The organism is Mesorhizobium shonense, assembly GCF_040545255.1.
GTDB classification, from domain to species: Bacteria; Pseudomonadota; Alphaproteobacteria; order Rhizobiales; family Rhizobiaceae; genus Mesorhizobium; species Mesorhizobium shonense.
Window position 1 is genome coordinate 12,327 of record NZ_JBEPLM010000025.1, and the last position, 24,246, is coordinate 36,572.

A 24,246-nucleotide genomic window follows, 5' to 3' on the forward strand; every position below is an offset into this window, starting at 1 on the left:
TGGTGGGCGCACGGGTGCGCTCCGCCAGCACCATGGAGACAGCAATGACCAATCTGCCCAATACCTATGACCTGACCGGCAAGGTGGCGCTCGTGACCGGCGCGCGTCGCGGCATCGGACGCGCCACGCTCGACCTGCTGCGTGCCCGCGGCGCCAGGATCGTCGCCTCCGACCTCTCCGACGAGGTCCAAGCGCTCGAAGCCCGCGACGTTGCCACGCTGGTGGGCGACGTCTCGGACGAGGGCCTTGCCCGGCGTTCGGTCGATCTCGCCCGCGAGCGCTTCGGCCGGCTCGACATCGTCGTCAGCAATGCCGGACGAACCCTCAACAAGCCGCTGACCGAAACCTCGGTCGAGGAATACGACCGCATCTTCCAGATCAACGCCCGCGGCGCCTTCGTCACGATCCGGGCGGCGGTGCCGCTGATGGAGGAGGGCGGCGCCGTCGTCATCAACGCCTCGCTCTCGGCGACGACGGCGTTCCCGACGCAGGCGGCCTATGCCTCCTCCAAGGCGGCCTCGGCGCAGCTCGCCCGCATCGTCGCGGTCGAGTACGGCCGCCGCGGCATCCGCTGCAACGTGGTCCTGCCCGGCGTCATCGACACCGACATCATGGAAGGCGTGGTCGAGAACGGCCGGGAAATGCTGCGCAGCTTCGGCGACGCGCACCCGATCGGGCGCATCGGCCGCCCGGAGGAGGTGGCCGAGGCCATCGCCTTCCTCGCTTCCCCCGCCTCGAGCTTCATCACCGGGGCGCAGCTCTTCGTCGACGGCGGCTACACGGCGCAGTGAGCGCTCGGCCCGTCACATCAAACACAATACAGGAGACCATCATGTCCATAGACCAGGTCGTGCTCATCACCGGCGCTTCCAGCGGCATCGGCGAGGCCACCGCGCGTGTCCTCGCCGACGCCGGCGCCACCCTCATGCTGGGCGCGCGGCGGACCGAACGGCTCGCCACGCTCGTCGAGGAGATCGAGGCGAAGGGCGGCCAGGCCGCCGCCCGCGCCCTCGACGTCACCGAACGCGCCAGCATGGAAGCCCTCGTCGCCGAGGCGCGGCAGCGGTTCGGCCGGATCGACGTCCTCGTCAACAATGCCGGGGTGATGCTGCTGTCGCCCCTCGCCGCGCTGAAGGTCGAGGAATGGGATCGGATGATCGACGTCAACATCCGCGGCGTCCTTCACGGCATCGCGGCCGTCCTGCCGGTGATGCAGGCGCAGGGGAGCGGCCACGTCGTCAATATCGGCTCGGTCGGCAGCTTCGAGGTGGTGCCGACCTCGGCCGTCTACAGCGCCACCAAGTTCGCTGTGCGGGCTATCACAGACGGGTTGCGCCAGGAGAACGAGACGATCCGCGCCACCTGCATCTATCCCGGCGTGACGCGGTCCGAGCTCGCAGGCACGATCACGGACGAAGCAGCCGCCCGGGCGATGGTGGAGTACCGCCGCAACGCCATCGAACCGGAGGCGATCGGGCGGGCGGTGCTCTATGCCATCGAGCAGCCGCGGGAGGTCGGCGTCAACGAGATCACCGTCCGTCCTGTCGCACAGAGATAGAGGCGCGTTTCGCCCGCTGATTTGTCGCTGATGCCAGCCGGCGAGCTTCGAGTGATCTTATAGAGACTGACCGGTTGCGTGCCGGTCAGTCTCATGCCTTCCACATTGTTGAGCGGAGAATAGCCTGCATGTGCTCCGGCAGGTCGAGTTCGCCGCGCGCCTCGATCTCCAGCAGATATCGGGCCTTGGCCAAGCGATCGCCTTCGCTGACCGCCGGGTAGGCGCAGATGGCCAGCAGAGCCTTTTCCTCTGCTCGGCTGGCTCTGTCCCAGTTGCGGCTGCTTCCACCCATTTCATGGACGGCCTTGCCAAACACCGCGTATGCTGTCGTGTGCGCCTCAATCAGTGCACGCAGTTCGCGGGACGTTTCTCGGTCTTGGCGCGGTGGCTCTGTGGCGGGAGCCGCTGCCGCAACCGTCGAGGCGACAACAGCGCTGCTGGAATGAAAGAGCAGAGCGCGGCGGCTGATCCTGGACGTGGTGAATTCTCCTCTTCACTTCATGGCAGGCAAGATTGGGTGCCATGAAACCACCTGCACCGTAGCACGAAGGTTCGCCCATTCATGTCAGGATACGTATCAACCGCACACAAGGGCCGGCCCTTCTTCGATGCCACGAACTTTTGGATCGCGCTGTGCCGGGACTGGGCGCGCAAAAGCCCTGTTGTCTCCGGAACCTCGATGTCGGCGCATTGACGTTTGGTCCAAAAATCGCCGCTTGAACGACGCGGCCTGAAATTCAGATGCGGCTAAGCGCGTCATGGTCCGTCTGCTGCTCCGCCGAGCAACTTGACGTTGAGCCTGCCGCCCGTGAAAAGCATGTCGTCCAGGGCCTCGGCGAGATCTTTCGGCGTCACAGCCTTTCCGTCGCCACGCATGATGCTTGTTTGCGCGGTACGGCGCATAAGCTCCTTGATGAAGGCTGCGCTGACACCTTTTGTGCGGGCCACAGCTTCGGCCACGATCTTGTCGGAAAGTTTCAGCCCGCCGCCATAAAGGCGCACGAGCTTCTCCCGACAGTCGTCATCCGGCAGCGGCACCTCGATGGCCTGGTCGATACGTCCCGGCCGCCCTGTCAGCGCACCTTCAAGCTGCTCGGGCCGGTTGGTGGTAAGGACAAACAGGATGTCGGCATTGTCCTTTAGCCCGTCCATCTCGTTGAGCAAGGTGTTGAGGAGGGACTCCTCACATGGACCTCCCATATTCTCGCGGTCGCGGGCAATAAGGTCCACGTCCTCGATCACCACCATAGCCGGCTGCAGCAGGCGCGCCAGAGTCATGTATTGCGACAGCAGGCCCATCTGGCCGGCTGTTATGATGAGCGTCGTATGGCCAGGGAGATTGGCGGCGAGGTAGCGAATGGTGTGCGTTTTGCCGGTGCCCGGCGGACCGTAAAGCAGGATGCCCTTGCGCGTCGATTGCCCAAGCCGTCTCAGTGCTTCCCGGCTCTCTATGAACCGGATCACGTTGCGTTCGAGAAGCTTCAGAGTCCGCTCCGGCAGGATGATCGCTTCGCGTCGCACTTCCGGCAGTCGATGGACCATCACGCCTTTGGAGCGGCCCTGATAGTCCTCTTCCGTTTCGAGCGACAGAACCTTGCCGCGGTAGGATCGCGCAGTATTGATCGCAGCCTCCAACTGGGAGAAGCAGCGGCCTACAAGCGCCACACCGTGCTCGCCGGCCGGCACGGCGATCTCGACGCAGGTCCCGGCCTCGCGGCCATACTCACGATGAAAGGACAGCACGACCGCGTAGTGCAGGTCGCCATCGCGATTGAGCCACAAGCCGTTGTTGAGACATTTTATTGGGTCGCTTTCGCCGATATCGACATCTTGATATTGCGCCGCCGAGATGGTGACCGCGTACTGCCCGTCTTTTGTCAGCGCGGCATAGGTCAACGTCTCGTAGCGATGTTGCTCGTAGAGACCGAAGAAGCGAATAGGCGAGGTTGAGAACAGTCTATCGAGCGCTACCTGCACGTCGGCCCGCATATGGCCGGGGAACTGGCGGGAGGTTGCGATGATCTCGTCGTGCGCCAGTCCCGAAAAATGCCAGGCAATTGCCTCATGGGCATATTTGAATTTCTGGTTGCGCGAAGCCGGTCCTGGACGGTCGGGCGCTGTCGCGTCTTCTGTTCCGCCAGGGACGGCGGTGATGCGAAGCGGGTGACCGGCTGCTTCGATGCGCAGCCGTGCCGTCTCCAGCATCGCCTTCGCGACCGCGAGAGGATAGCTGCCGCACACGGCCTTTCCCTGCTGCGTCACTTTCGCAGCGAAGGCCTCGGCCTCCGCTTCCGATCGATCGAAGACCGCGCGAACGAGATCGACGACGAACTCCCATGGAGTCTGGTCGTCATTGTGAACAATAAGCTGCAAATTGACTGCGTCGGCTGGAGTACTGTGCAATGGAGCTGCTCACTTTTCAGGGCTTCCGTAGGTCAACAATATGTACGCCACGTTGCATGAATTATTAGCACTTTAAACCTGCCGCATGCCTCGAAGACAAAGGTTAATGAAACCGGCATTGATGACGGCCCCGCTCGCGCACTAGGCGTGATGGCAGAATTCTACGCATGCTGCCCAAAAAGCGCTGAGGGCTTTGGGCACATGACATGCATCAAGACAAAGACTGAAGCGCGTCGTCCGAATTCTTTTCGTCGCGACGCCCCCCTAACCCTCCGCGTCGCGGCCGAAACTCGGAATGCGCTCGGCGACCGCCGGCAGCGGCGCGAACGGCTTGTGCGGCTCGGCCTGGTACCAGAAGGCGACCGACGAGATGTCGTCGGCGCGCCGGTTGGCGTGGCCGTGCTCGATGCTGACGCGGATGCGTTGGCGGAAGATCACCGGGTCCTCGATATGCCAGCGATAGAGCGTGACCGGCTCGCTCCAGTTCGGCCCTCCCGCCGCGATGACGCCGTGATAGGGCGCCGAATAGTCCTGGGTGGGGCACCAGGCGGTGTTGAAATAATCCTCCGTGCCGGTGCCGTGCAGCGTCGGCGGCCAGGCGTCGTTGGCGCCCGGCGCGCTCTCGCCGCGCGGCGCGATCAGCGCCACTTGCTGGCCGATGCGCGGGTCGGGCTTGCGGTCGAACACCGATAGGCCGGGCTCGCCGTCGATGAAGATCATGTCGTCGCCCTCGCCATACCAGTCCCACTGCGCGGAACGCCGGCGCGAAAAGACGCTGAACAGCACGCCGACATAGTGGCCGCGGCCCTCGGCCTCGAGGATCGTATAGTTGTCCTTGCCGTCCGTGTTCTCGCCGCCGAACAGGAACTGCTCGTTGGTGAGGCCGGTCTCCGCCATGCCCTCGGGCCGCGCCTGGCGGTACTGCGCGTGGAAGCGGCCGAGATCGTCCTCCAGCCCGTCATGCAGTTCGAGGTCGACATAGCAATAGAGCACCAGTTCGTGCTCGGCCTCGTTGCTGACCGTCATCTTCATGCCGGTCGCGAAGGGCATCGGGAAATAGCAGTTGAAGCCCTTGCCGTCCTCGGGGCTTGCCTGCACGGGGAGACTGGCGAAGTTCTTCGTGCGGGCGTGACCGATGCCGAAGAAGTCGCCGATGGGCGTCTCGATGCTCGGCTGCCCCTCGCCGTCCCAGTAGGCGCGCAGCACGGCCTTGCGCAGGAAGCTTTCGCTGCCGCAGGCCAGCGTCGCCCAGATATGGGTGACGATGCCGGCGCCTTCATGTTCGGCGATTGTCACGGTCTCGCCCGGCTCGATGTGCAAACGGTCGTCGTTGCCGCCGGTGCGGTCGTAGCTGGAAAAGCGTCGCGTCCTGGCATCGCGAAGCTTGGCGAGGCCGCGCAGCGGTGAAAGTCCGGCTTGAGTCATCGGATTGCTCCTATGTATCTCCTCTCACTTGGAGCCGCAGGTGGATTCGGCAATCTTGCCCGCTCGAAGAATGGGAAGAGCATGGGCGGTGCCGGCAAGTTGCCGCGTGAATCCTCAGACACGGCGTGCAATTCAGCGCAGGCGGCAGGAGCGCTGTCGCAGCACCCGGTGTCGCCCCGCCGTCGATCGGTGAACTTAGGCCCTCGATGAACTTGCCGGAACGGGCTGGCCCCGAGCTCAATTCACCTGTGCTATCGTCCGCTCCGGCAGGAGCAGCCGGCGTTCGAACCCCCATAGCAGGATCGGACACGCCAGAAGCGTGGCCGAGCCAAGGCCAAGGGCTGCGCCGGCGCTGCCTGCCCAAAGCGCAAGCTTGCCGCCGAGCCAGGGAGCGACGAGCATCGTGGCGTAGTACACCGTGTAGAAGAGGCCCATTCCCAGCGCTCGCGTCGTCGGCTCCAGTACCCGTGCCGGCAGGCTCATGATCGCCCCGGCCGGCAGGCCGCAGACCAAGCCAAGAGCAACCAAGGTGGGTAGCGTCTCGGAACCGCGCCACAGCACGAGAACCAGTGCCGCGAAGGCGAGGCAGCTAACCGCCAGCATGGCATTGCGGCTCCCGGTGCGATCCGCGAGGTAGCCCCCGACTGGGACGGACAGTGCGGCGGTTCCCCCATGGATTGCGGATTATCCAGGTTTGATATTCTGGTTCGATCGGAAGAAATTGGTCGGGTCGTATTGCTTCTTGATGGCGGCGAGGCGGACATAATTTCCGCCGTAAGCATCGCGCACGCGCTCGTCGCCCTCATCGCCAAGATTGTTGGCATAGACGCCGCCGGTGGAGAACGGCCTGACCGCATTCCATAGGTGGCGCGCCCAGTGGATATTTGCCTCGTCGTCGGCCGGATCGTCCCAGATGGCGATCGGGAAGCAGTCAAGGGCCGCATCGCGATTGGCGTAGGGCGTGTGCGAGGCGGGCACGCGAGCGATAGCTCCGCCAACCTGCTGGAAAACCAGCAGCGAGGAGTTATTGGGGGCCTTCGCGTAGCTGTCGAGCAAGGCCTCGATCGCACCATCGCTGATCCGGTGCAGGAACTGCGCCTTCCAGTAATAGCGTCGTCCGCGTGGAAAGAGGCTGTCGCCAGCCGATTGAATCTGGAGATAGGGAATGGCTTGAAGGCGGCTTTCGATGGGGGATCCGAATTTCATCAGCGGTGCGATGACGGGCTCGCCCGCTTCGGGTGACCCGACATAGCAAGCCGAGATGCTGAAGGCACGGTCGCCCGACGGCAGTGTGACGAGCGCGGCATCGACACTCAACTCGTCAGGGGCGTCCCGGGAGAATTTGTCGTAAAACCGCATGGCCTCGCGCGCATGATTGTAGGCGTGAAGCACCGAGCCCACGAGAAGAGCCGGGCCGAGCGGATGCAGCCGGTATTCGAATGCCGTCACTATGCCGAAATTGCCGCCACCGCCACGCAAGGCCCAGAACAGGTCGGGATGCTCGCCGGCGCTTGTTCGCAACAGCCGTCCGTCGGCCGTGACGATTTCAGCCGCGATCAAATTATCGCAGCTCAGGCCGTGCTTTCGCCCGAGCTTGCCGAAGCCTCCACCGAGCGTGAGGCCGGCAATACCGGTGTCGCCGTTGACGCCCATCGTCGTCGCAAGACCGTGGGCCTGCGTGGCCGCGTCGAACTCGCCGAGGTTCAGACCGGCTTCCGCCCTGGCGATGCGGCGCTCAGGATCGACGACGATCTTTTTCATGCGCGATAGATCGATCACCATCCCGTCGTCGCAGACGGACAGGCCGGCGACATTGTGGCCGCCGCTGCGGACCGCCACGATTGAGCCTTGCGACCTGGCATAGGTCACGGCGCGGACGACGTCATCGGCATCGGCGCAAAAGACGATCGCAGCAGGGCGTTTGTCGATCGCCCCGTTCCACACTCTGCGCGCCTCGTCGTAGCCGGCGTCCGTCGGCAATACCAGTTCGCCATGCAAGCTCTGCCGCAGCTGCGCGATCGCGGCAACCGAGGAATGGGATCGGCCCGATAGGGTATCGGTCTGTCGCGGAAGCTCCATCGTCGCCGTCTCCGGTTCCAACCGGACGAACGGTCTCACAGCGCCCGACCTTCTGCAAAAGCGAAATTCTTAGCTGCTGGATGAGCAGAATTCATCTACGCTGCCGCACATGGGAAACCGCCCGCCGCTCCGCGCTTTGCACGCCTTCGAAGCCGCCGCCCGGCACGGCAGTTTCAAGGCCGCGGCGGCGGAGCTCGGCGTGACGCCGACGGCGATCAGCCACCAGGTCCGCCTGCTGGAAGAGATATGCGGCTGCAAGCTGTTCCAGCGCCGGCCGCGCCCGCTCATGCTGACGGGGGCAGGAGCGCGGCTGTTTCCCATCCTGCGAAACGGCTTTGATCTTCTCGCCGGCTCCCTTGCCGCTGTCGCCGAGCCGGATGTTCAGGCGCCATTGCGGGTGACAAGCCCGAACGCCTTCGCCAGCCGATGGCTGGTGCCGCGCTTGCCGAAATGGCGGGAGGCCAACCCGGCCGTGCCGCTGGAGATCATCGGGACGGACGCGGTCCTCGATCTGCGCGCCGGCGCCGCGGATGTGGCGGTCCGCTATACGCGCCGTCCACCTGTCGGCTTTGCCGCGCACGAGATATGCCGCGATTCCTTCTTTCCCGTATGCAGTCCCCGATTGTTGGCAGGCGATGGGCGGGCGATTGAGCGTGCTGCCGATCTGTTGCGTTATCCGTTGATCCATTTCGACTGGATGAACCGGGATCCGGACGCTCCCACCTGGCACCGATGGCTGGCGACGGCCCGTTCGATCGATCCAGACCTGATCCCGGACAAAGCCTGGGATTTAAGCTTCCGCGAAGAACTACATGCGATCGATGCGGTTGTCGCCGGGCAAGGCATTGCGATTTTAAGTGACGTTGTGGTTGGCCGAGAGCTGGAGAACAGTTCGCTCGTCAAGGCGCATCCATTGTCCTTGCCGGGCTACAGTTTCTACGTCGTCTGGATGCATCACAGTCCGCGATCCGCGGTGATGGAGTCCTTCCTGGCGTGGATGAGAAGCGTCCTGTGAGGCTGCCGAAGCTGGGATAAAGCGCGCCGGATTGACGCGCGAACGAGCCTGACGCGGGAACGATACTATATGCTGCTATCCCGCGCAGAGGAGACGGCCAGCAGCATTAATTATTTGAATTCAAACAGCTCAATCAAGTTGCCGGATGGGTCTTTCAGAAGCCTGGCTCGACCGGCGCCGGCTTCGCTGATTGCTCCTCTGAATTCGGCCCCACCGGCGTTCAACCGGCTGACGAGACCGTCCAAGTCCTTCGTAACAATCATAAACCGGTTCCATCCGCCAGGCTCCGGATCGCCGCCTGCGGTTCCTCCACTGCCCGCTCCTGGGGCGCTCAAATAGAGCGTCAGATCACCACGAACAAGCGCTGCGAACTTGCCGGGATTGTGCATGTTCACTGAGAACTCGAGCTTATCGCGGTAGAATTCGACCGATCTATCCACGTTCGTCACAATGTATCGGATGGATGCCATGTGCGCGCTCCGTCATCACCGCGCAGGTTTATGCGCAAACGCATGGATCTGCGTGACGTTCCACGAGCGCGGTTCGCTGTTTCCATGAAACGGTGAAAGGCTCTATGGGTTCAGCCCCTGGAAGCGCCGCCCTTCCCGTTCGCGCCGTCGAGCAGAACGATCAATCCCTTGAGTATCTCGATCGGCCGTGGCGGACAGCCCGGGATATGCAGGTCGACAGGCACTACGTCCGAGACGCCGCCCACAATTGCGTAGCTGCCGGCGAAGCAGCCGCCGTCCTTGGCGCAGTCGCCGAGCGCGACCACCCATTTCGGGTTGGGCGTCGCGTCAAAGGTCCGCTTCAGCGCCTCGCGCATGTTCCTGGTGACCGGCCCGGTGACCAAAAGCACGTCGGCATGGCGGGGCGACGCGACGAAGCGGAAGCCGAAGCGCTCGATGTCGTAGAAGGCGTTGTTGAGCGCATGCATCTCGAGCTCGCAGCCATTGCAGGAGCCGGCGTCGACGGCACGGATCGACAGGCTTCGGCCGAGCCGCTTGCGGGCAACGCCGTCAAGCGCGCGCGCCAGCTCGTCGACCGCCGCATCGCTCACCTCAGGCGGATGCTCGGTCAAGGGCGGGCGGATCAGGCTTTCGAAGAGGAGCTTGCGCATGACGGCGTGCCTTGGACCACGTTAAAGATCGTGGCCGGAATAGGAGCAGTTGAACGATTTGTTGCAGAGCGGGAAGTCGGCGACGATGTTGCCTTCGATCGCCGCTTCCAGGAGCGGCCACTGGAACCATGAGGGGTCGCGCAGGTGGCAGCGCTCGATCAAGCCCTCCTCGCCGATGCGCAGCCAGGCCAGTATGTCGCCGCGGAAACCCTCGACCAGCGCCATGCCCTCGCGCGGTCCATCCGAGCCATTGTCTGCCCGGGCGATGTCGACGCGGATCGGGCCGGCGGGCAGCCGCCCCAATATCTCCTCGACGAGCGACAGGCTCTGCTCGACCTCCCGCACGCGGATCCAGACGCGCGCGTTGACGTCGCCTTCCTGAAGGACCGGCACATTGAAGGTGAGCTGGTCATAGGGCGCGTAGGCAAGATCGCGCCGCGCATCGAAATCGCGCCCCGATGCCCGGCCGACATAGCCGCCGGCGGCATATTGCCGTGCAAGTCCGACCTGAACGCGGCCGGTCGCCACCGTCCGGTCCTGCAGCGACGCGGTGTTGTCGTAGAGTTCGACCAGATGCGGAAAGCGCTGCCTGATCTCCGCGACCAGCGAACGGATAGCGCTGGTCCCGGCCTCGTTCAGATCGATTGCAACGCCGCCGGGCACGATGCGGTCGCGCATCAGGCGGTGGCCGAAGGCGGCGTCGGCGGCGCGCAGCACGCGTTCGCGCAGCACGCCGCAATGCGCGTGCATCAGCGCGAAGGCGGCGTCGTTGCAAATGGCGCCGATATCGCCGAGGTGGTTGGCAAGGCGCTCCAGCTCGGCCATCAGCGCCCGCAGCCATACCGCGCGCGGCGGTGGCGTGAGCCCGAGCGCCGCCTCCGCCGCGCGGGCGAAGGCAAGGGAATAGGCAACGGTGCTGTCGCCCGACGTCCTACCCGCGAATTTTGCCGCACGATCGATCGGCGCGCCCGCCATCAAGCCTTCGATGCCCTTGTGCACATATCCCAGCCGCTGCTCCAACCGCACCACCGTTTCGCCGCTTGCCGTGAAGCGGAAATGCCCAGGCTCGATGATGCCGGCATGCACCGGCCCGACCGCGATCTGGTGGAGGCTTTCGCCTTCCGCCGCGAGGAAGCGGTAGGAGGAGGGGGCCGCCGGCCCACCGGGCCGCGCCGCCAGCGGATGCAAGACGCCCCATTGGCCATGGTCGAGCCAGCGGCGGGTGTCGGGCAGGCCTTGCGGCGCCAGCCCGAAGAGGTCCGCCGCGGCGCGTTCCAGCCGCAGCGCCGGCGGGTGGTGCTGGCCGACCGACGGGTAGCGGCCGCCGCGGCAGTCCAGGCTGATCACGCCGATGTTCCGCGCTTCGTCGAGAAGCGCCATGTGCACCCTGTCCGGCTCCCCCCACAGGCCGAGCAGGCTCCAGCGGCCGCCGGCGAGCTGTTCGACGGCAAGGTTCCAGACTTTCGGGGTCACCACCACGCGGCGCCAGGGAGCGTGATGCTCGACCGGGTGGTCGGTCTCGATGAGATCTGCGAGCGCGAGCATGCTTTTCTTGCTCATGGCCTCACCCCAGGATGCCGGCGACATGCTGGAACCACGCGACCAGCGGCGCCGGCAGATAGATGCCAGCGGCAAACACCAAGGCGAGATGCGAGTACATCGGCACATAGGACGCCTCGACCGGCGCCGTGCCGCCGCGCGGCTCGCCGAAGGCAAGGCCGGTCAGTCGCAAAAGCAGCGCGCCGAAGGCGATCAGCAGCCCGAACACCAGCGGGATCGCCAGCCACGGATGCCGGGCGAAGGTCGAGCTGACGACCAGGAATTCACTCATGAAGATGCCGAGCGGCGGCAGGCCGGCTATTGCCACGACGCCGATGACGAGCGCCCAGCCAAGCCCGGGATGGCTTTCGGTCAACCCTCTGATCTCGGAGATCTTCTGCGTGCCCTTGACCTGCGCGATATGGCCGACAGCGAAGAAGATCGCCGACTTGGTCAGGCTGTGCATGACCATGTGCAGCAGGCCGGCGAAGTTGGCGAGCGGACCGCCCATGCCGAAGGCGAAGACGATGATGCCCATGTGCTCGATCGAGGAATAAGCGAACAGGCGCTTGATGTCGCGGCGGCGGTAGAGCATGAAGGCCGCGAAGATCAGCGAGGTCAGCCCCATCGTGACCATCAGCGGTCCTGGGCCGATCGCCTCCGGGCTGGCGGCGAGCAAGAGCTTGAAGCGCAGCACCGCGTAGAGCGCGACGTTGAGCAGAAGACCCGACAGCACCGCCGAAATCGGCGTCGGGCCCTCGGCATGCGCGTCGGGCAGCCATGCATGCAGCGGCGCGAGCCCCACCTTGGTTCCGTAGCCGAGCAGCAGGAAGATGAAGGCGACGCTGAGGAGCGCGGGATCGAAATGCGCCGCCTTTTCGATCAGCACCGACCAGACCATCGCATTGGTGCCCTCTCCGACGACCGGTTGTGCCGCCATGTAGACGAGGATGGTGCCGAACAAAGCGAGCGCGATGCCGACGCTTCCCAAGATGAAATATTTCCAGGCCGCTTCAAGCGCCTCATGCGTGCGGTAGATGCCGACCATCAGCACGGTGGTCAGCGTGGCAAGCTCTACCGCGACCCACATCAGACCGATATTGTTCGAAACGAAGGCCAGGTTCATGCCGAACATCATGATCTGGTACATCGCGTGGTAGAAACGGAGGTTCGGCGCGGTCAGCCGGCCGGTCTCCAGCTCATGCGCGATATAGGACGCGCTGAACACGCTGGTGGTGAAGCCGACGAATGTGTTGAGCACGATGAAGACGATGTTGAGATCGTCGACGATGAGATACTGCCCGGGTTCCGGCCTTTCGGTGACGAAGAGCGACAGCGCGGCGAGCAAAGTGAGGAGGCTCGCTATCACGTTCACGATCGCCGTCATCTTGTAGTTCGGCATCGCCGCCAGAAGGGCGGCGGCACCGGCGGGCACCAGCAGGATCGCGGCGACGGCATCGAAGGAAAATCCGGTCACCGGCGCTCTCCCCGGTAGTCGTCGAGCGCGCCAACATCGACCGAATCGAACCGTTCCCGGATGCGGAACAGAAAGACGCCGATGACGATGAAGGCGATCAGGATCGAGAAGGCGACGCTGATCTCGACGACCAGCGGCATGCCCTTGGCGCCGGTAGCGGCCAGCACCAGGCCGTTTTCCAGCGACATGAAGCCGACGACCTGGCTGACGGCGTTGCGCCGGGTGACCATCACCAGCAGACCCAGCAAGATGATCGACAGCGCGAAGGCCAGGTCCTCGCGGGCGAGCGGGTCGGCCTCGGGCGTTACTCTCAGCATCAGAACCATGGAGAGCGTCACCAGCCCGATGCCCGCGAGCATGGTCGGGCCGATGCCGACTGCGGTCTCGATGTCGCGATGGATACCGAGCCGCTGGATGATGCGATGCAGCCCGACCGGAATGACGATCGCCTTGAAGACCAGCGCTATTGCCGCGGTGATGTAGAGATGATGGGCGTCCTGGATATAGGCCTGCCAGGCCACCGAGAGCGCAAGCACAACCGCATGCAAGGCAAAGACGTTGATCAGGGCGAACAGGCGGTCCTGGTAGAGCATCATGAAGGAGACCAGCACCAGGCTGCCGGCGAGCAGATGGGCGATATCGAAGGTGAGACCGTTCATCACAGGCTCCGCGAGACGAACAGCAGGAGCGTGCCAAGCAGCGCCAGCATCAGCGCCGCGCCCAGGAAGTCCGGCACACGGAAGACACGCATCTTGGCGACCGCCGTCTCGAACACGGCAAGCAGGATGGCAAGCGCGGCAAGCTTGGCGAGATAGGCGGCGGCGCCGATGGCCAGCGCTTTCGGCCCCGCCCCGGCATGCGCCAGGCCCCAGGGCAGGAAGACGCAGGAGATCAGCGACACATAGAGCAGGAGCTTGATGAAGGTGGCGAGCTCGATCATCGCCAGATGACGGCCGGAATATTCCAGGATCATCGCCTCATGCACCATGGTGAGCTCCAGATGCGTGGCAGGATTGTCGACCGGTATGCGCGCGTTCTCGGCGATCGCCACCATCACCAGGGCGATCAGCGACATGCCGAGCGACACCCGCAGTCCGACCTCCGGCGAGCCCATGAAGGCGGCGACCGTCGAAAGCTGCGTGGCGCCGGCGACCAACGCCAGGCTGAACACGATGAGCAACATCGCCGGTTCGGCGAGCGAGGCGATCATCACCTCGCGGCTGGCACCGATGCCGCCGAAACTGGTGCCGACGTCCATTCCGGCCAGTGCCTGGAAGAAGCGCGCGCTGCCGAGCAGCGCCACGATGACGATGAGGTCGGCGGTCCAGCTGAACTGAAGGCCGGCGGCGAATGTCGGAACGAGCGCCGCCGCGACCCAGGTGGCGGCGAAGATCAGATAGGGCGTCACGCGGAACAGCCAGGAGGCATTGTCCGCCAGCACGACCTCCTTGCGCATCAGCCTGATCAGATCGCGATAGGGCTGGATCAGCGAAGGTCCCTGCCTTCTCGCCAGCCTCGCCTTCACCTTGCGCACGAAGCCGATCAGCAGCGGCGCCAGCGCAAGCACCAAAAACATCTGCGCGCCCTGCACGGCCAGCTCGAAAATCACGGCCATAGCGCAAGCACCAGGAGCAGGATGACGAGGTAGAGGAAGACCAGCGTCAGATAGCGGCGGATCGTCAGGAACTGCAGGTAGTTCAGCCGCTCGGTGGCGAAATCGATCGCGCCGGAGATCGGCTGGTAGAACGTCTCCCAGGCTACATCATGGATTTCCACTTTGAAGCGCGCCGGGTCGAGCGCGCCCGGCGCCGGCATTTCCACCGTCTCCCGGGCGCGGAACGCGAAGCCGCCGAAGACCCGGCGAATGGGCTGCGCGAAGCTGACGGCGGTATATTGCGCGGCGGGTGTCGCCTCTGCGAAGCCGCATCCCCATGCCGGGCCCCTGCGCAGCGCGTGCGAGGCGAAGCGGTGAATGAAGAAGGCCGCGAGCGAGGCCGAGATGGTGATGAAGACGAACACCAGCAGGCCGTTGTAGGAGCTACGGCTCTCGGCGATCGGCACGATCGACAGCCATGGCTGCGCCGTCTGAACCGGCATGCGGTCGCCGATGAGCGAAAGCGCAACCTGCGACAGGCTGTCGATGACGAAACCGGGCAGGATGCCGGCGAGCAGGCACAAGACCGCGAGCACGACCATCGCCGCCAGCGACCAGCGGTCGACCTCATGCGCTCGTTCCACCACCGCCGATCGCGCCCTGCCAAGGAAGGTGATGCCGAATGCCTTGACGAAGCAGGCCGCGGCCAACGCCGCCGCCAGCGCCAGCATGCCGCCGACGGCGGGCACGATGACCTTCAGGCCCCATTGCGGCAGCTCGGGGCTCTGCAATATGGCTTGGAAGACCAGCCATTCGGAGGCGAAGCCGTTGAACGGCGGCAGCGCCGAGATCGAGACGCAGCCGACGAGGAAGACGAAGCTGGTCACCGGCAAGCGATGGATGAGGCCGCCGAGCTTTTCCATGTCGCGCTCGCCGGTCGCCGTCAGCACGGCGCCGGCGCCGAAAAACAGCAGGCTCTTGAAGAAGGAATGGTTGAGCACGTGGAACAGCGCCGCGGTGAAGGCCAGCGCCGCGGCCGATGGCATGGCGTTCGCCTTGAAGGCCAGCGCAAGGCCGAGGCTCGCAAAGACGACGCCGATGTTCTCGATGGTCGAGTAGGCAAGCAGCCGCTTGAGATCCTTTTCCATCAGCGCATGGAGGATGCCCAGAACCGCCGTCACGCCGCCGATGAGAAGCACTGCGACGCCGGACCACCATGCCGGCGCGCCGAGCAGATCGAACACCACGCGGATGAAACCGTAGATGGCGACCTTGGTCATGATGCCGCTCATCAGCGCCGAGACGTGGCTGGGTGCTGCCGGATGGGCAAGCGGCAGCCAGGCGTGCAGCGGCACGAGCCCGGCCTTTGAGCCGGCGCCGAGCAGCATGAGGGCGAGCACCGTGCCGGCGGCGAGCGGGCCGGGTTGCGCGGCCCGCATGGCGTCGAACGTATAGGTTCCCGTCGATCCCGCCAGCAGGCCGAAGGCAAGCAGCAGCGCCAGCGTGCCGAAGCTTGCCATCACCAGATAGATGTAGCCGGCCCGCCTGTTTTCCGCATCGCGGTGATGCGCCATGACCAGCGCCCAGGAGGCAAGCGACATGAATTCCCAAGACAAAAGGAAGCTGAAGGCGTCGTTGGCCAGCACGACAAGGTTCATGCCGGCGAGAAAGGCCGGATAGAACGGCAGCACGCGATGCGGCTGGGATTCGTGCTGGCCGTAGCCAAGACCGTAGAGGCTGGTGATGGCGCCGCCCAGGTTGACGACGACGAGAAAGAAGGCCGACAGGCCGTCGAGCCGAAACCGGGCACCGATCCAAGGCAGGCCGAGCGGCAAGGTGGCAGTGGACACCTCACCGGGATTGCCCGCGAGGTGGCCTGCGACGATGACGAGCAAGGCGGCCGAAATGGCGAGCGCCGCGCCATAGACCAGACGCGTCGCCGAGGCGCGCCGGCTGGCGGCTCCGCCCAGGATGGCTGTCGCCAGAAGCGCGGCGGGGCCGCACAACAGAAGCGCGACGGTCGAAATCACGGCAGGCTCCCGCCGAGCCCGGCATCGCCGGTATCGGCCGCCCTGGCCGGATCGAAGCCGGCCTTCAGCCGCACGCCGCGTCCGCCGCCCTGGCTGACCGCGCCTTCCCCGATCAATTCAATGCCGGCCACCTCGAGCGCCGCGATCAGCTTCATCAGCGAATCGACATTGCCCCGGATGATCGAGCCGCTGGCTTCCATGCGCTGGATCGTCGGCACCGACAGGCCGGACAATTCGGCAAGCCGGCGCTGATCGATGCCGAGCAGCGATCTGGCGGCGCGCAATTGCGGTGCGGTTATCACCGGCGACTCTCTTGTTCAGTTCTGAGATATGAGGTCTCGGATCTCCAGCATACATTAAAAGGTCTCATCGTCAATAAATGATGTTTAAGACATGGATGTTGATGGTGGCGTGGGCGAGGTTGGTCGCGTAGCAGGAAGATTTAGGCGCGTCGCCTGAATCCGTCTTTCAGCGATGCGCTCTAATTCCGCGCCCCGGGCGCCTCGGGCCTGAGATACACGGCCAGACAGCAGCAACAGATGGCCAGTCCGATGATCGGGTATTTCAGCGCGACGAGTGCCGCGAGCCCAAACAGGCAAAGCGTTGCGATCGAGCGGATGCGCATGGCCTTGCGGACGTTGAGCGGGATGACCTCGACCGGCATCGGCTCGATCAGCTCGCGAATGAGGAAAATGTAGGTCAGGTTCACCAGGAAGAAGACACCGGCATAAAAAGCGACCGGTTGCGGTGACAGCTCGCTGACGGCCATCCAGGCGGTGGCCAGCGGCAGCAGCGAGACCGAGAACAGATGCGCGAAATTGTGCCACATCAGGCGTGCCGTCATCTCGCTCGCGTGGCGCAGCAGATGATGGTGGTTCGCCCAGACGATGGCGATGAAGAGGTAGCTCACGCCATAACTCAGCCATGTCGGCCAAAGGGCGAGCAATGCCACGAAGGTCGGAATCTCCGGTGGGCGAAGCTCCAGCACCAGCACGGTGATGAGCACGGCGAACACGCCGTCGGAGAACGCGTTCAGCCGCTCGAGTCCTGCTGAAGGAAGCATGTGACCATTCTTCCGCTGGTGCGATCAGGTCGAATATAGCCTTGCCGGCCGGAATAGCGATTGCGGATGCTGTGCCGGCGGCCCGCTCACGAGCTTGTCTTTCCGCCGAGCCGCCGATCGAGCCAGACCAGCACCTCTCCCGCCGCAACGAAGGCAAGGGCGATCGAGGCGCTGTTGGCAAGGGTCTGCTCCCAGCCGATCCGGGCGACGTCGATGAACGGATAGGGGTAACGTGCTTCCGTCGCGCCGCGAACCAGGGCGTAGGCGAGATAAAAGAGCGGATAGAGCGCCCAGACAAATGGCGCCCGCCAGGTCAGTGTGCCCTTGCGGACAAAGGCCAGCCAGAAAACGGTCGTCAGCGCCGGCGTCACCCGATGAAGGAGGATGTTGGCGAGCTGCGAGCCGGCGGTCAACTCCTTCAGGCCCTGCAGCAGGAGCCCATAGACGACGCCGACAAGCAGGATGTTGAGCAAGGTTGCGCCCAGCAGCCACGGCGTGGCGAACCGCGCCTTTATCACAACGCCGGTAAACACGATTGCGACCAGCAGGTTGGTCGTGATCGTGAGATAGCCAGCCAGGGCCCAAAGCGCGGCGGGCCAAGTCGCCGGCCCGTCGGCGAGCGCGTGAAAATGCACGGCGATGCCGGCCCAGGCCGCCAGCGCGACAAGCGCAGCGAGCATCCGTGCTGCGGTGCCGTGCGTTTCGAGACCAGCCTGCGTCACAACCCGCGTCCGTTCTGCCCAACGCCCCGCTGCGGATTTATAGACGTGTCGGTAGCGGGAGGAAACTCGGCCCGATCGAAGAAGTAGCGGCGGAAATCTGGCGAAGCGATCTTAGCGCAGTATCCCCGTCATGCCCGCTCGCCAGAGACCAAGCGGATATCCGCCTCCGCGGCACAATAAGGCGCGTAGCGGAAATCGCGGATGCGGACGGCCTCATCGCCGCGCCAGTCGATCAGCACGAAGCCGCGCACCGCATCGCCCGCCTGCGGGTTGCGGATCAGGATAGCCGGCCGGCCGTCGACGAAGCCGAGCGACAGCGCCCAGTCGCTGAGGCGGTCGTAATTGCCGAAATATGTCGAGGCCTCTTTCTTGCCCGTGAGGCGGGTCCGGTTGACGACGTCGAGCTGGATATCTTCGGCGATCAGCGCCCTGACCCCATCGAAGTCGCGCGCGTTGAACAGGTCGATATAGCGGCGCAGCCGGCGCTCTTCTTCCGGATCGAGCTTCGGCATGACCGCTTCGTCCGGCGCCGATGCCAGCGCTTTCAACTCGGCCCGGCCGCGATGCAGCGCCGCCTTGGTGGCAGCAAGCGTGGCGCCTGTCACCTCGCAGGTTTCATAGAGGCTGAGGCCGAGCACGTCGACCAGGATCACGGCGCTGCGCTGCGCCGGCGTAAGCTGCATAAAGCTGCGCAGGCTGGTCGCGGCCGCAAGCCGTGCCTCCGCGCTGGCGGAGAGGTCCACAACCGTTGTCATGTCGGCCTCGGTCATGCGGGAGCGCTCCCGCTGGCGGCGGCGCAGATGATCCTGCGCCGCATTGTGGGCGATCCGGAACAGCCATTGCTCGGGGCGTTCGACCGCGGCGCCGCCGTCATGCGCGGCAAGCGCCTTCACCACGGTCTCCTGCACGATGTCCTCGCCCTCGAGCGTCGAGCCGGCCATGCGCGCCGCATAGCGGTGCAGTTTCGGACGCATGCCGACGAGCATGGCTTCAAGCGCCGCGCGGTCGAGTGTCGCTATGCTCATCGTCCTCGTTCTCTTTGATCGGCTCGTCGAGCCATGCCGCGCCCGGTCAGGCCGGCACGGCCTCGTCGGTTTTCGCCAGCATACGATAATTGCCGACGATCTTCGCCGATGACCTGGCAAGCGGTGTCGAACGCCGCTCCGCGTGATCGGCGCCGAAGGCCTTGAACGCGTCGAGCCCGGTCAGTTCCGAACTGTCCTTGTCATAGCCGACAAGGTGGACGAACTCGCCGTTCTCCAGCTCGAGCACGAGGTAGCGCACGGATTGCGGCTTGGTTTCATCCAGCGCCTCGAACACCTTTGCCACCAGCGCCCGGTTCTCGGCGATGCTGGCATCCTTCACGCCGTAGCGGATGAGGTTGTAGGTCATGGTCGTCTCCTGTTTGACGTGTCTGCGTAAGGAAGACGTTTCGTGCCGCCGAAAAGATTCTCACCGGCACGCGAATCTTTTTGCCGGCCGCAAACGTCATACGCAAAGGCCGCGCCCGCGGCCGCGATAAGGAGAGAGACATCATGCATATCCAATTTGCCGAACTTCCGGTGTACGACCAGGACCGCGCCAAGGCGTTCTACACCGACAACCTTGCGTGCCAAGTCATAGCCGACCAGTCGATGGGCGATGGTGGCTGGCGCTGGGTAGAGCTGGCGTTCCCTCACGCGGTCACCAACTTGCATTTCATCAGTCGCGCCGATGCGGCCCCGAGCCCGGATCCGGTGCTCGTCCTGGTCGACGATGATGTCGAGGCAAGGGTCGCATCGCTCAAGGCTAAAGGCGTCGAGATCGTCACCGAGCCGCAGGAAGCGCCATGGCAGCCGGGCCGCACCGTCGCCGAGTTCCGCGACAGCGAAGGCAACCGCATGGTGTTGGCCAGCCGGTAGCTGGCATCGCCTCGCGGTCGCCGACCTATGCGGTCAGGCGACCGCCTTCGCCGCAGCCCTTCCGGCGCTGCGGCCGGAAAAGATGCAGCCGCCGAGGAAGGTGCCTTCCAGCGCCGCATAGCCATGTACGCCGCCGCCGCCGAAGCCGGCGACCTCGCCAACCGCGTAGAGCCCCGGCACCGGCTGGCCATCGGCATCGAGCACACGGCTGTCGAGATCGGTCTGCAGGCCGCCCAGGGTCTTGCGGGTCAGGATGTTGAGGCGCACGGCGATCAGCGGGCCGTTCGCCGGATCGAGCATCTTGTGCGGCTTCGCCGTGCGGATCAGCCTGTCGCCGAGATAGGCGCGCGCCCCGCGCAGCGCGGTGATCTGCGCATCCTTGGAGAACGGGTTGTCGAGCTGCATGTCGCGGGCGCGGATCTCGCGTTCGACCTGCGCCACATCGAGCAGCGGTTCGCCGCCGGCCAGCGCGTTCATCCGCGCCACCAGCTTCGAAAGGTCCGACTCGACGATGAAATCCTCACCCTTTTCCATGAAGGCTTTCACCGGGCCGGGAATGCCCGACGTCGCGCGGCCCAGCACCTGCCGCCAGCTTTTCCCCGTGAGGTCGGGGTTCTGCTCGGAGCCCGAAAGCGCGAATTCTTTCTGGATGATCTTCTTGGTCAGGATGAACCAGGAATAGTCGAAGCCCGTGCCCATGATGTGATTGAGCGTGGCTAAAGTGTCGAAGCCCGGATAGAGCGGCACCGGCAGCCGCTTTCCGCGCGCGTCCAGCCAGAGCGATGATGGGCCGGGCAGGATGCGAATCGCATGCTCCGTCCAGATCGGCGCCCAGTTCTTGATGCCTTCGACGTAATGCCACATGCGGTCGCGGTTGATGATCCTGCCGCCCGCCGCTTCCGAGATCGCCAGCATGCGGCCGTCGACATGGTCTGGCACGCCGGTGATCATGCGCTTCGGCGGCGCGCCCAGGCGTTCGGGCCAATTCTGGCGCACCAGCTCGTGATTGCCGCCGATGCCGCCGGACGCGACGATCACCGCTTGAGCGTGAAGTTCGAAATCGTCAACGATTTCGCGCGAGCTCTTGTGGCCGCGCTCGACGCTGCTCGGCTCGAGAATGTCGCCGCGCACGCCGGTCACCGTCTTGCCGGTGCGCGTGATCTCGTTGACGCGGTGGCGAAATTTGAACTGAACGAGCTCGCGCTTTTGCGCCTCGCGGACGCGCTGCACGAACGGTTCGAGCACGCCGGGTCCCGTGCCCCAGGTGATGTGGAAGCGCGGCACCGAATTGCCGTGGCCTGAGGCATTGCCGCCGCCGCGCTCGGCCCAGCCGACGACGGGGAAGAATTTTAAGCCCCTCTCGATCAGCCAGGAACGCTTCTCGCCGGCGGCGAAGCCGACATAGGCTTCCGCCCATTGGCGCGGCCAGAAATCCTCCGGGCGGTCGAAGGCGGCGGTGCCCAGCCAGTCCTCGAGCGCGAGGTCGTGCGAATCGCGGATGCGCATGCGCCGCTGCTCGGGCGAATCGACCAGGAAAAGCCCGCCGAACGACCAGAAGGCCTGGCCGCCCAGCGATTGCTCCGGCTCCTGGTCGACGATGATGATCTTTTTGCCGGCCCCGGCCAGTTCGGCGGCGGCGACGAGGCCGGCCAGCCCCGCGCCGACAATGATGACGTCCGCGTCGTCAGCCATATTTTCTCCCCCCAGCCGTCCTTTGGCGATCTCTCAGACGGGTTCCCAGCCGTCCTTGTTGCCGGCGCGGAAGATGGCGTCGATGACCTTCTGGTTGAGCACCGATTCCTCCAGCGTGAAGACGCGGTCCTTGCCGCCTTGGGCGGCGCGCACGAAGGCTTCGCACTCAAGCCTGTATTGCTGCGTGCCGGGGAAGCGGAACACCTGCGCCTCGGTGTGGTTCTGGTTGTGCAATTCGATGCGGTGGTGGTCGTAGAGACCGGCATTGAACGGGGCAAAAACCTCGATGAAACCCTTCTCGCCGTGGAACACCATCACCTGCCGCGCGGCCATCTGCGTCGATAGGTAGAAGGACAGTTCGAAGTCGCCGAAATCGGCGCGGATCGAGGAATAGATGTCGGTGCCGAAGGTCTTGTCGCGCTCGATATGGGCCTGGACGCGGACCGGCTCCCTGCCGGTCGAGAACCGTGTCGACACCGTCGGATAGACGCCGATGTCGGGCAGCGCGCCGCCGCCGAGATCGAGCTGGTTGCGCATGTTCTTGGGGTCGACATTGTAATAGGAAAACGCGCCCTGCACGTGGCGCAGCCGGCCGATGGCGCCGCCGGCGATGAGGTCGCGCACCTTGATCCATTGCGGGTGGTAGACGACCATGAAGGCTTCGCAGACCAGCACCTTCTTCTCATCGCGCAGCTTGATCAGCGGCGGAATGTCCTTGGCGTCGAGCGCCAGAGGTTTCTCGACCAGCACATGTTTTCCCGCTTGAATCGCCTTCGCCGTCCACTCGACATGTTGCGAGGTGGGCAGCGGGATATAGACGCCGTCGACCTCCGTGGAAGCGAGTAGGTCCTCATAGGAACCGAAGGCGCGGCGAGCGCCGAAGCGTTCGCCAAGGGCCTTGGCCTTCGACAGGTCGCGGCTGGCGATCGCCGACAGCACGCCGTTTTCCGAATCGACGATCGCCGGCAAAAGCTGCTCGCGGCCGATCTTGGCCGTCGACAGAACACCCCATCGGAACATTGCGCTTCTCCATGTCGATTACATCGATGGAGGTGTGCCCTAATTCAGCAGAAAAGCCAATCGCAGACGCGGGTCACAAAGCGCCTTCCTCATCCTCGGGCTTGACCCGAGGATCCATTCCGTGACCTATGACGTAAAGTGCAACGGTGCAGAATTCTGTAACCGTTGCAACGCTTTAGCGTCACGGAATGGATCCTAGGGTCTGCGCGCGTCGATTTGCTCCTTGCTTCGCCCTAGGATGACGAACCCGAGGAGGCGGGGCTTAGAACTAGCCCCTTCTCCCCGTCAGCGTCATGTCGAAGTCGACGACGTTGGAGTAGAGCGGCGTGCCGACATCCATGCCGTAGCGCGACCGGAGCACCTTGCCGGTGACGTGGAATTTGATGGTGCCGGACTTCAGCCCGTCGAGTTCGGCCGTGAACTTTTCCGGAAATGTCTTGCCGCGCGCCGTCAGCCGGCCGTCGATGACCGCCGTGGTGGCGCTGGTGCGGTTCACACTGGTCGAACGGAACTGGATTTCCGGGTTGTTGGCGGCGTCGAACACCGCGTCGGAACGCAGAAAGGCGTCGATGCGGTTCTGACCGGTGCCGACGCTTTCGGGAAAAATGGTGATGTTAACCCGCGAGCGCTCGACATCGCTATTGTCGATGCGGATGTTTCCCTTGAAACGGGCAAAGGCGCCGTCGAACCCGCCGCCCCCAGCCTTGCCGACGGTGAAGCGGATGCTGGAAGCCGCCGGACTGATCGTGTAGCTGCCGGCGGCGTCGCCGAGCGAGACCGCCGCAGCGGCAGGCACGGCAAGGCACGCTGCGACAGCCACCAATCCGAGGATGCGCTTATACATTGGGATGGTCCTTTTGCTGAGCCAGCGCATTGCTGTCCCTTCGTCTTGTCAACGAATGGCCGGCCCGCCCTATTCCCCGTCTGACGAAGGCGTGATGATACGCTTGAGCACGCTGTCGCGCAGCAGGAAATGGTGGCGCAGCGCTGCCACGATATGCAGCGCGACCAGCGCGATGCCGGCATAAGCGAGATACCAGTGCGCCGCCGACCAGAAGCCTTCCGCGGCGTCCGAATCGGTGAGCGGCAGGTTGGGCATCACGAACTGGTTGAACGGCATGGTCGGGATCTCCAGCGTCGAGACCGAGACCAGCGCCCAGCCGGAGAGCGGCAGGGCGATCTGGAAGGCATAGAGCGCGAAATGCGCAAGCGGCGCTGTCTTGCGCTCCAGCGTTCCGACCGAAGCCGGCAAGGGCGGCGTCGCATTGCCAAGCCGCCAGGCGATGCGCAGGATGATCAGCCCAAGCAGCAGGAAGCCGAAGGATTTGTGCAGCTGGATCAGCTCGAAGGACATCCGCTGGCTTTCGATCCGCACCATGACGACGCCGAGCACGAACTGGCCGATGAAGATGATGCCGATCAGCCAGTGAAGGATGATCATCGCCCAGCCGTAACGGGTCGGGGTGTTGGTGATGGATGATTGCATAGTGCAAGAACGTCACTGAGATCAGCTTTCTTCCAAGCTATCCTATGCCCCATTCTCCACACAATTCCGGACGCTGGCGCTGCCCCTCATTGCCCTGCCGGGCATTTCTCCCCGTATAGTGA

At 64.5% G+C, this 24,246-nt stretch carries 25 protein-coding genes and 1 pseudogene; 4 read left to right on the forward strand and 22 right to left on the reverse strand.

Annotated features, from left to right (window positions below; all coding sequences use genetic code 11):
- Window positions 1-44: 44 nt before the first annotated feature.
- Complete coding sequence (locus ABID26_RS34190; RefSeq protein ID WP_126096815.1) at window positions 45-791, forward strand: SDR family NAD(P)-dependent oxidoreductase; 747 nt, start codon at window positions 45-47, stop codon at window positions 789-791.
- A 41-nt stretch (window positions 792-832) separates the two neighbouring features.
- Complete coding sequence (locus ABID26_RS34195) at window positions 833-1,558, forward strand: SDR family oxidoreductase (protein WP_126096816.1); 726 nt, start codon at window positions 833-835, stop codon at window positions 1,556-1,558.
- 91 nt (window positions 1,559-1,649) lie between these two features.
- Here the strand turns inward: ABID26_RS34195 and ABID26_RS34200 are convergent, their stop codons facing one another.
- From ABID26_RS34200 to ABID26_RS34225, 6 genes and pseudogenes are all read right to left on the reverse strand, one after another.
- Complete coding sequence (locus tag ABID26_RS34200) at window positions 1,650-1,874, reverse strand: hypothetical protein (RefSeq protein WP_245460160.1); 225 nt, start codon at window positions 1,872-1,874, stop codon at window positions 1,650-1,652.
- A gap of 440 nt (window positions 1,875-2,314) precedes the next feature.
- Complete coding sequence (locus ABID26_RS34205; RefSeq protein ID WP_245460303.1) at window positions 2,315-3,535, reverse strand: AAA family ATPase; 1,221 nt, start codon at window positions 3,533-3,535, stop codon at window positions 2,315-2,317.
- Window positions 3,536-3,766: 231 nt separating this feature from the next.
- Window positions 3,767-3,961, reverse strand: a pseudogene (locus ABID26_RS34210) (ATP-dependent Clp protease adaptor ClpS); the annotation flags it as partial.
- A gap of 264 nt (window positions 3,962-4,225) precedes the next feature.
- The gene (locus ABID26_RS34215; RefSeq protein ID WP_126096819.1) at window positions 4,226-5,386 is read right to left on the reverse strand and encodes a glycoside hydrolase family 172 protein; all 1,161 of its coding nucleotides are present in this window, start codon (window positions 5,384-5,386) and stop codon (window positions 4,226-4,228) included.
- Window positions 5,387-5,623: 237 nt separating this feature from the next.
- A complete protein-coding gene (locus ABID26_RS34220; protein WP_126096820.1) occupies window positions 5,624-6,064 on the reverse strand; it encodes an MFS transporter in 441 nt (146 codons plus the stop codon).
- A gap of 6 nt (window positions 6,065-6,070) precedes the next feature.
- Entirely contained in the window at window positions 6,071-7,465 is a 1,395-nt protein-coding gene (locus ABID26_RS34225; protein ID WP_292374913.1) for an FAD-binding oxidoreductase, read from the reverse strand.
- A 109-nt stretch (window positions 7,466-7,574) separates the two neighbouring features.
- Here ABID26_RS34225 and ABID26_RS34230 point away from each other — a divergent pair, with 109 nt between their 5' ends.
- A complete protein-coding gene (locus ABID26_RS34230; protein WP_126096821.1) occupies window positions 7,575-8,480 on the forward strand; it encodes a LysR substrate-binding domain-containing protein in 906 nt (301 codons plus the stop codon).
- Between the two features lie 110 nt (window positions 8,481-8,590).
- On the opposite strand, the gene ABID26_RS34235 is transcribed toward ABID26_RS34230, so the two are convergent.
- From ABID26_RS34235 to ABID26_RS34290, 12 genes are all read right to left on the reverse strand, one after another.
- Window positions 8,591-8,950, reverse strand: a complete 360-nt coding sequence (locus tag ABID26_RS34235; RefSeq protein WP_126096822.1) for a VOC family protein — start codon at window positions 8,948-8,950, stop codon at window positions 8,591-8,593.
- A gap of 110 nt (window positions 8,951-9,060) precedes the next feature.
- Window positions 9,061-9,600, reverse strand: coding sequence for an NADH-quinone oxidoreductase subunit B family protein (locus ABID26_RS34240; protein WP_126096823.1), 540 nt, complete (start codon window positions 9,598-9,600; stop codon window positions 9,061-9,063).
- Between the two features lie 21 nt (window positions 9,601-9,621).
- On the reverse strand, window positions 9,622-11,145 hold the full coding sequence (locus tag ABID26_RS34245) for a hydrogenase large subunit (RefSeq protein WP_126102465.1): 1,524 nt from the start codon (window positions 11,143-11,145) through the stop codon (window positions 9,622-9,624).
- A 19-nt stretch (window positions 11,146-11,164) separates the two neighbouring features.
- A complete protein-coding gene (locus ABID26_RS34250) occupies window positions 11,165-12,616 on the reverse strand; it encodes a hydrogenase 4 subunit F (protein ID WP_126096824.1) in 1,452 nt (483 codons plus the stop codon).
- Window positions 12,613-13,275 carry a hypothetical protein gene (locus tag ABID26_RS34255; RefSeq protein WP_059186827.1) on the reverse strand — a complete coding sequence of 221 codons (663 nt, stop codon included), beginning with the start codon at window positions 13,273-13,275 and terminating at the stop codon, window positions 12,613-12,615. The genes ABID26_RS34250 and ABID26_RS34255 overlap by 4 nt, the downstream gene beginning before the upstream one ends.
- Window positions 13,275-14,231 (reverse strand): respiratory chain complex I subunit 1 family protein, encoded by a 957-nt coding sequence (locus tag ABID26_RS34260; protein ID WP_126096825.1) that lies wholly within the window; start codon window positions 14,229-14,231, stop codon window positions 13,275-13,277. Before ABID26_RS34260 ends, ABID26_RS34255 begins: the two co-directional genes overlap by 1 nt.
- Window positions 14,222-16,240 (reverse strand): hydrogenase 4 subunit B, encoded by a 2,019-nt coding sequence (hyfB, locus tag ABID26_RS34265; protein WP_126096826.1) that lies wholly within the window; start codon window positions 16,238-16,240, stop codon window positions 14,222-14,224. Before hyfB ends, ABID26_RS34260 begins: the two co-directional genes overlap by 10 nt.
- Window positions 16,237-16,542, reverse strand: coding sequence for a helix-turn-helix domain-containing protein (locus ABID26_RS34270; RefSeq protein ID WP_126096827.1), 306 nt, complete (start codon window positions 16,540-16,542; stop codon window positions 16,237-16,239). The genes hyfB and ABID26_RS34270 overlap by 4 nt, the downstream gene beginning before the upstream one ends.
- 179 nt (window positions 16,543-16,721) lie before the next feature.
- The gene (locus ABID26_RS34275; protein ID WP_126096828.1) at window positions 16,722-17,303 is read right to left on the reverse strand and encodes a TMEM175 family protein; all 582 of its coding nucleotides are present in this window, start codon (window positions 17,301-17,303) and stop codon (window positions 16,722-16,724) included.
- Window positions 17,304-17,389: 86 nt separating this feature from the next.
- Window positions 17,390-18,025 carry a Pr6Pr family membrane protein gene (locus ABID26_RS34280; protein ID WP_292374910.1) on the reverse strand — a complete coding sequence of 212 codons (636 nt, stop codon included), beginning with the start codon at window positions 18,023-18,025 and terminating at the stop codon, window positions 17,390-17,392.
- 128 nt (window positions 18,026-18,153) lie between these two features.
- Entirely contained in the window at window positions 18,154-19,050 is an 897-nt protein-coding gene (locus ABID26_RS34285) for an RNA polymerase sigma factor (RefSeq protein ID WP_126096829.1), read from the reverse strand.
- Between the two features lie 46 nt (window positions 19,051-19,096).
- On the reverse strand, window positions 19,097-19,417 hold the full coding sequence (locus ABID26_RS34290) for a hypothetical protein (RefSeq protein ID WP_292374909.1): 321 nt from the start codon (window positions 19,415-19,417) through the stop codon (window positions 19,097-19,099).
- Between the two features lie 143 nt (window positions 19,418-19,560).
- Here ABID26_RS34290 and ABID26_RS34295 point away from each other — a divergent pair, with 143 nt between their 5' ends.
- Complete coding sequence (locus tag ABID26_RS34295) at window positions 19,561-19,926, forward strand: VOC family protein (protein ID WP_292374908.1); 366 nt, start codon at window positions 19,561-19,563, stop codon at window positions 19,924-19,926.
- A 33-nt stretch (window positions 19,927-19,959) separates the two neighbouring features.
- Here ABID26_RS34295 and ABID26_RS34300 read toward each other — a convergent pair whose 3' ends face one another.
- The 4 genes from ABID26_RS34300 to ABID26_RS34315 form a co-directional block, all read right to left on the reverse strand.
- Window positions 19,960-21,618, reverse strand: a complete 1,659-nt coding sequence (locus ABID26_RS34300; protein WP_292374907.1) for an FAD-binding dehydrogenase — start codon at window positions 21,616-21,618, stop codon at window positions 19,960-19,962.
- A gap of 33 nt (window positions 21,619-21,651) precedes the next feature.
- Entirely contained in the window at window positions 21,652-22,638 is a 987-nt protein-coding gene (locus ABID26_RS34305; protein WP_292374906.1) for a Gfo/Idh/MocA family protein, read from the reverse strand.
- A 268-nt stretch (window positions 22,639-22,906) separates the two neighbouring features.
- The gene (locus ABID26_RS34310; protein ID WP_126096833.1) at window positions 22,907-23,482 is read right to left on the reverse strand and encodes a YceI family protein; all 576 of its coding nucleotides are present in this window, start codon (window positions 23,480-23,482) and stop codon (window positions 22,907-22,909) included.
- 69 nt (window positions 23,483-23,551) lie between these two features.
- A complete protein-coding gene (locus ABID26_RS34315) occupies window positions 23,552-24,124 on the reverse strand; it encodes a cytochrome b (RefSeq protein ID WP_292374905.1) in 573 nt (190 codons plus the stop codon).
- Between the last annotated feature and the right edge of the window lie 122 nt (window positions 24,125-24,246).

Excerpts from the sequence above, each read along its gene's own strand:
- ABID26_RS34290 (WP_292374909.1), bottom strand. The coding sequence starts at position 19,417 with ATGACCTACAACCTCATCCGCTACGGCGTGAAGGATGCCAGCATCGCC.
- ABID26_RS34275 (WP_126096828.1), bottom strand. The coding sequence starts at position 17,303 with ATGCTTCCTTCAGCAGGACTCGAGCGGCTGAACGCGTTCTCCGACGGC.
- ABID26_RS34315 (WP_292374905.1), bottom strand. The coding sequence starts at position 24,124 with ATGCAATCATCCATCACCAACACCCCGACCCGTTACGGCTGGGCGATG.
- ABID26_RS34230 (WP_126096821.1), top strand. The coding sequence starts at position 7,575 with ATGGGAAACCGCCCGCCGCTCCGCGCTTTGCACGCCTTCGAAGCCGCC.
- ABID26_RS34285 (WP_126096829.1), bottom strand. The coding sequence starts at position 19,050 with ATGAGCATAGCGACACTCGACCGCGCGGCGCTTGAAGCCATGCTCGTC.
- ABID26_RS34190 (WP_126096815.1), top strand. The coding sequence starts at position 45 with ATGACCAATCTGCCCAATACCTATGACCTGACCGGCAAGGTGGCGCTC.
- ABID26_RS34295 (WP_292374908.1), top strand. The coding sequence starts at position 19,561 with ATGCATATCCAATTTGCCGAACTTCCGGTGTACGACCAGGACCGCGCC.
- ABID26_RS34235 (WP_126096822.1), bottom strand. The coding sequence starts at position 8,950 with ATGGCATCCATCCGATACATTGTGACGAACGTGGATAGATCGGTCGAA.
- ABID26_RS34305 (WP_292374906.1), bottom strand. The coding sequence starts at position 22,638 with ATGTTCCGATGGGGTGTTCTGTCGACGGCCAAGATCGGCCGCGAGCAG.
- ABID26_RS34215 (WP_126096819.1), bottom strand. The coding sequence starts at position 5,386 with ATGACTCAAGCCGGACTTTCACCGCTGCGCGGCCTCGCCAAGCTTCGC.
- ABID26_RS34300 (WP_292374907.1), bottom strand. The coding sequence starts at position 21,618 with ATGGCTGACGACGCGGACGTCATCATTGTCGGCGCGGGGCTGGCCGGC.
- ABID26_RS34310 (WP_126096833.1), bottom strand. The coding sequence starts at position 23,482 with ATGTATAAGCGCATCCTCGGATTGGTGGCTGTCGCAGCGTGCCTTGCC.
- ABID26_RS34195 (WP_126096816.1), top strand. The coding sequence starts at position 833 with ATGTCCATAGACCAGGTCGTGCTCATCACCGGCGCTTCCAGCGGCATC.
- ABID26_RS34240 (WP_126096823.1), bottom strand. The coding sequence starts at position 9,600 with ATGCGCAAGCTCCTCTTCGAAAGCCTGATCCGCCCGCCCTTGACCGAG.
- ABID26_RS34255 (WP_059186827.1), bottom strand. The coding sequence starts at position 13,275 with ATGAACGGTCTCACCTTCGATATCGCCCATCTGCTCGCCGGCAGCCTG.
- ABID26_RS34245 (WP_126102465.1), bottom strand. The coding sequence starts at position 11,145 with ATGCTCGCGCTCGCAGATCTCATCGAGACCGACCACCCGGTCGAGCAT.
- ABID26_RS34260 (WP_126096825.1), bottom strand. The coding sequence starts at position 14,231 with ATGGCCGTGATTTTCGAGCTGGCCGTGCAGGGCGCGCAGATGTTTTTG.
- ABID26_RS34225 (WP_292374913.1), bottom strand. The coding sequence starts at position 7,465 with ATGGAGCTTCCGCGACAGACCGATACCCTATCGGGCCGATCCCATTCC.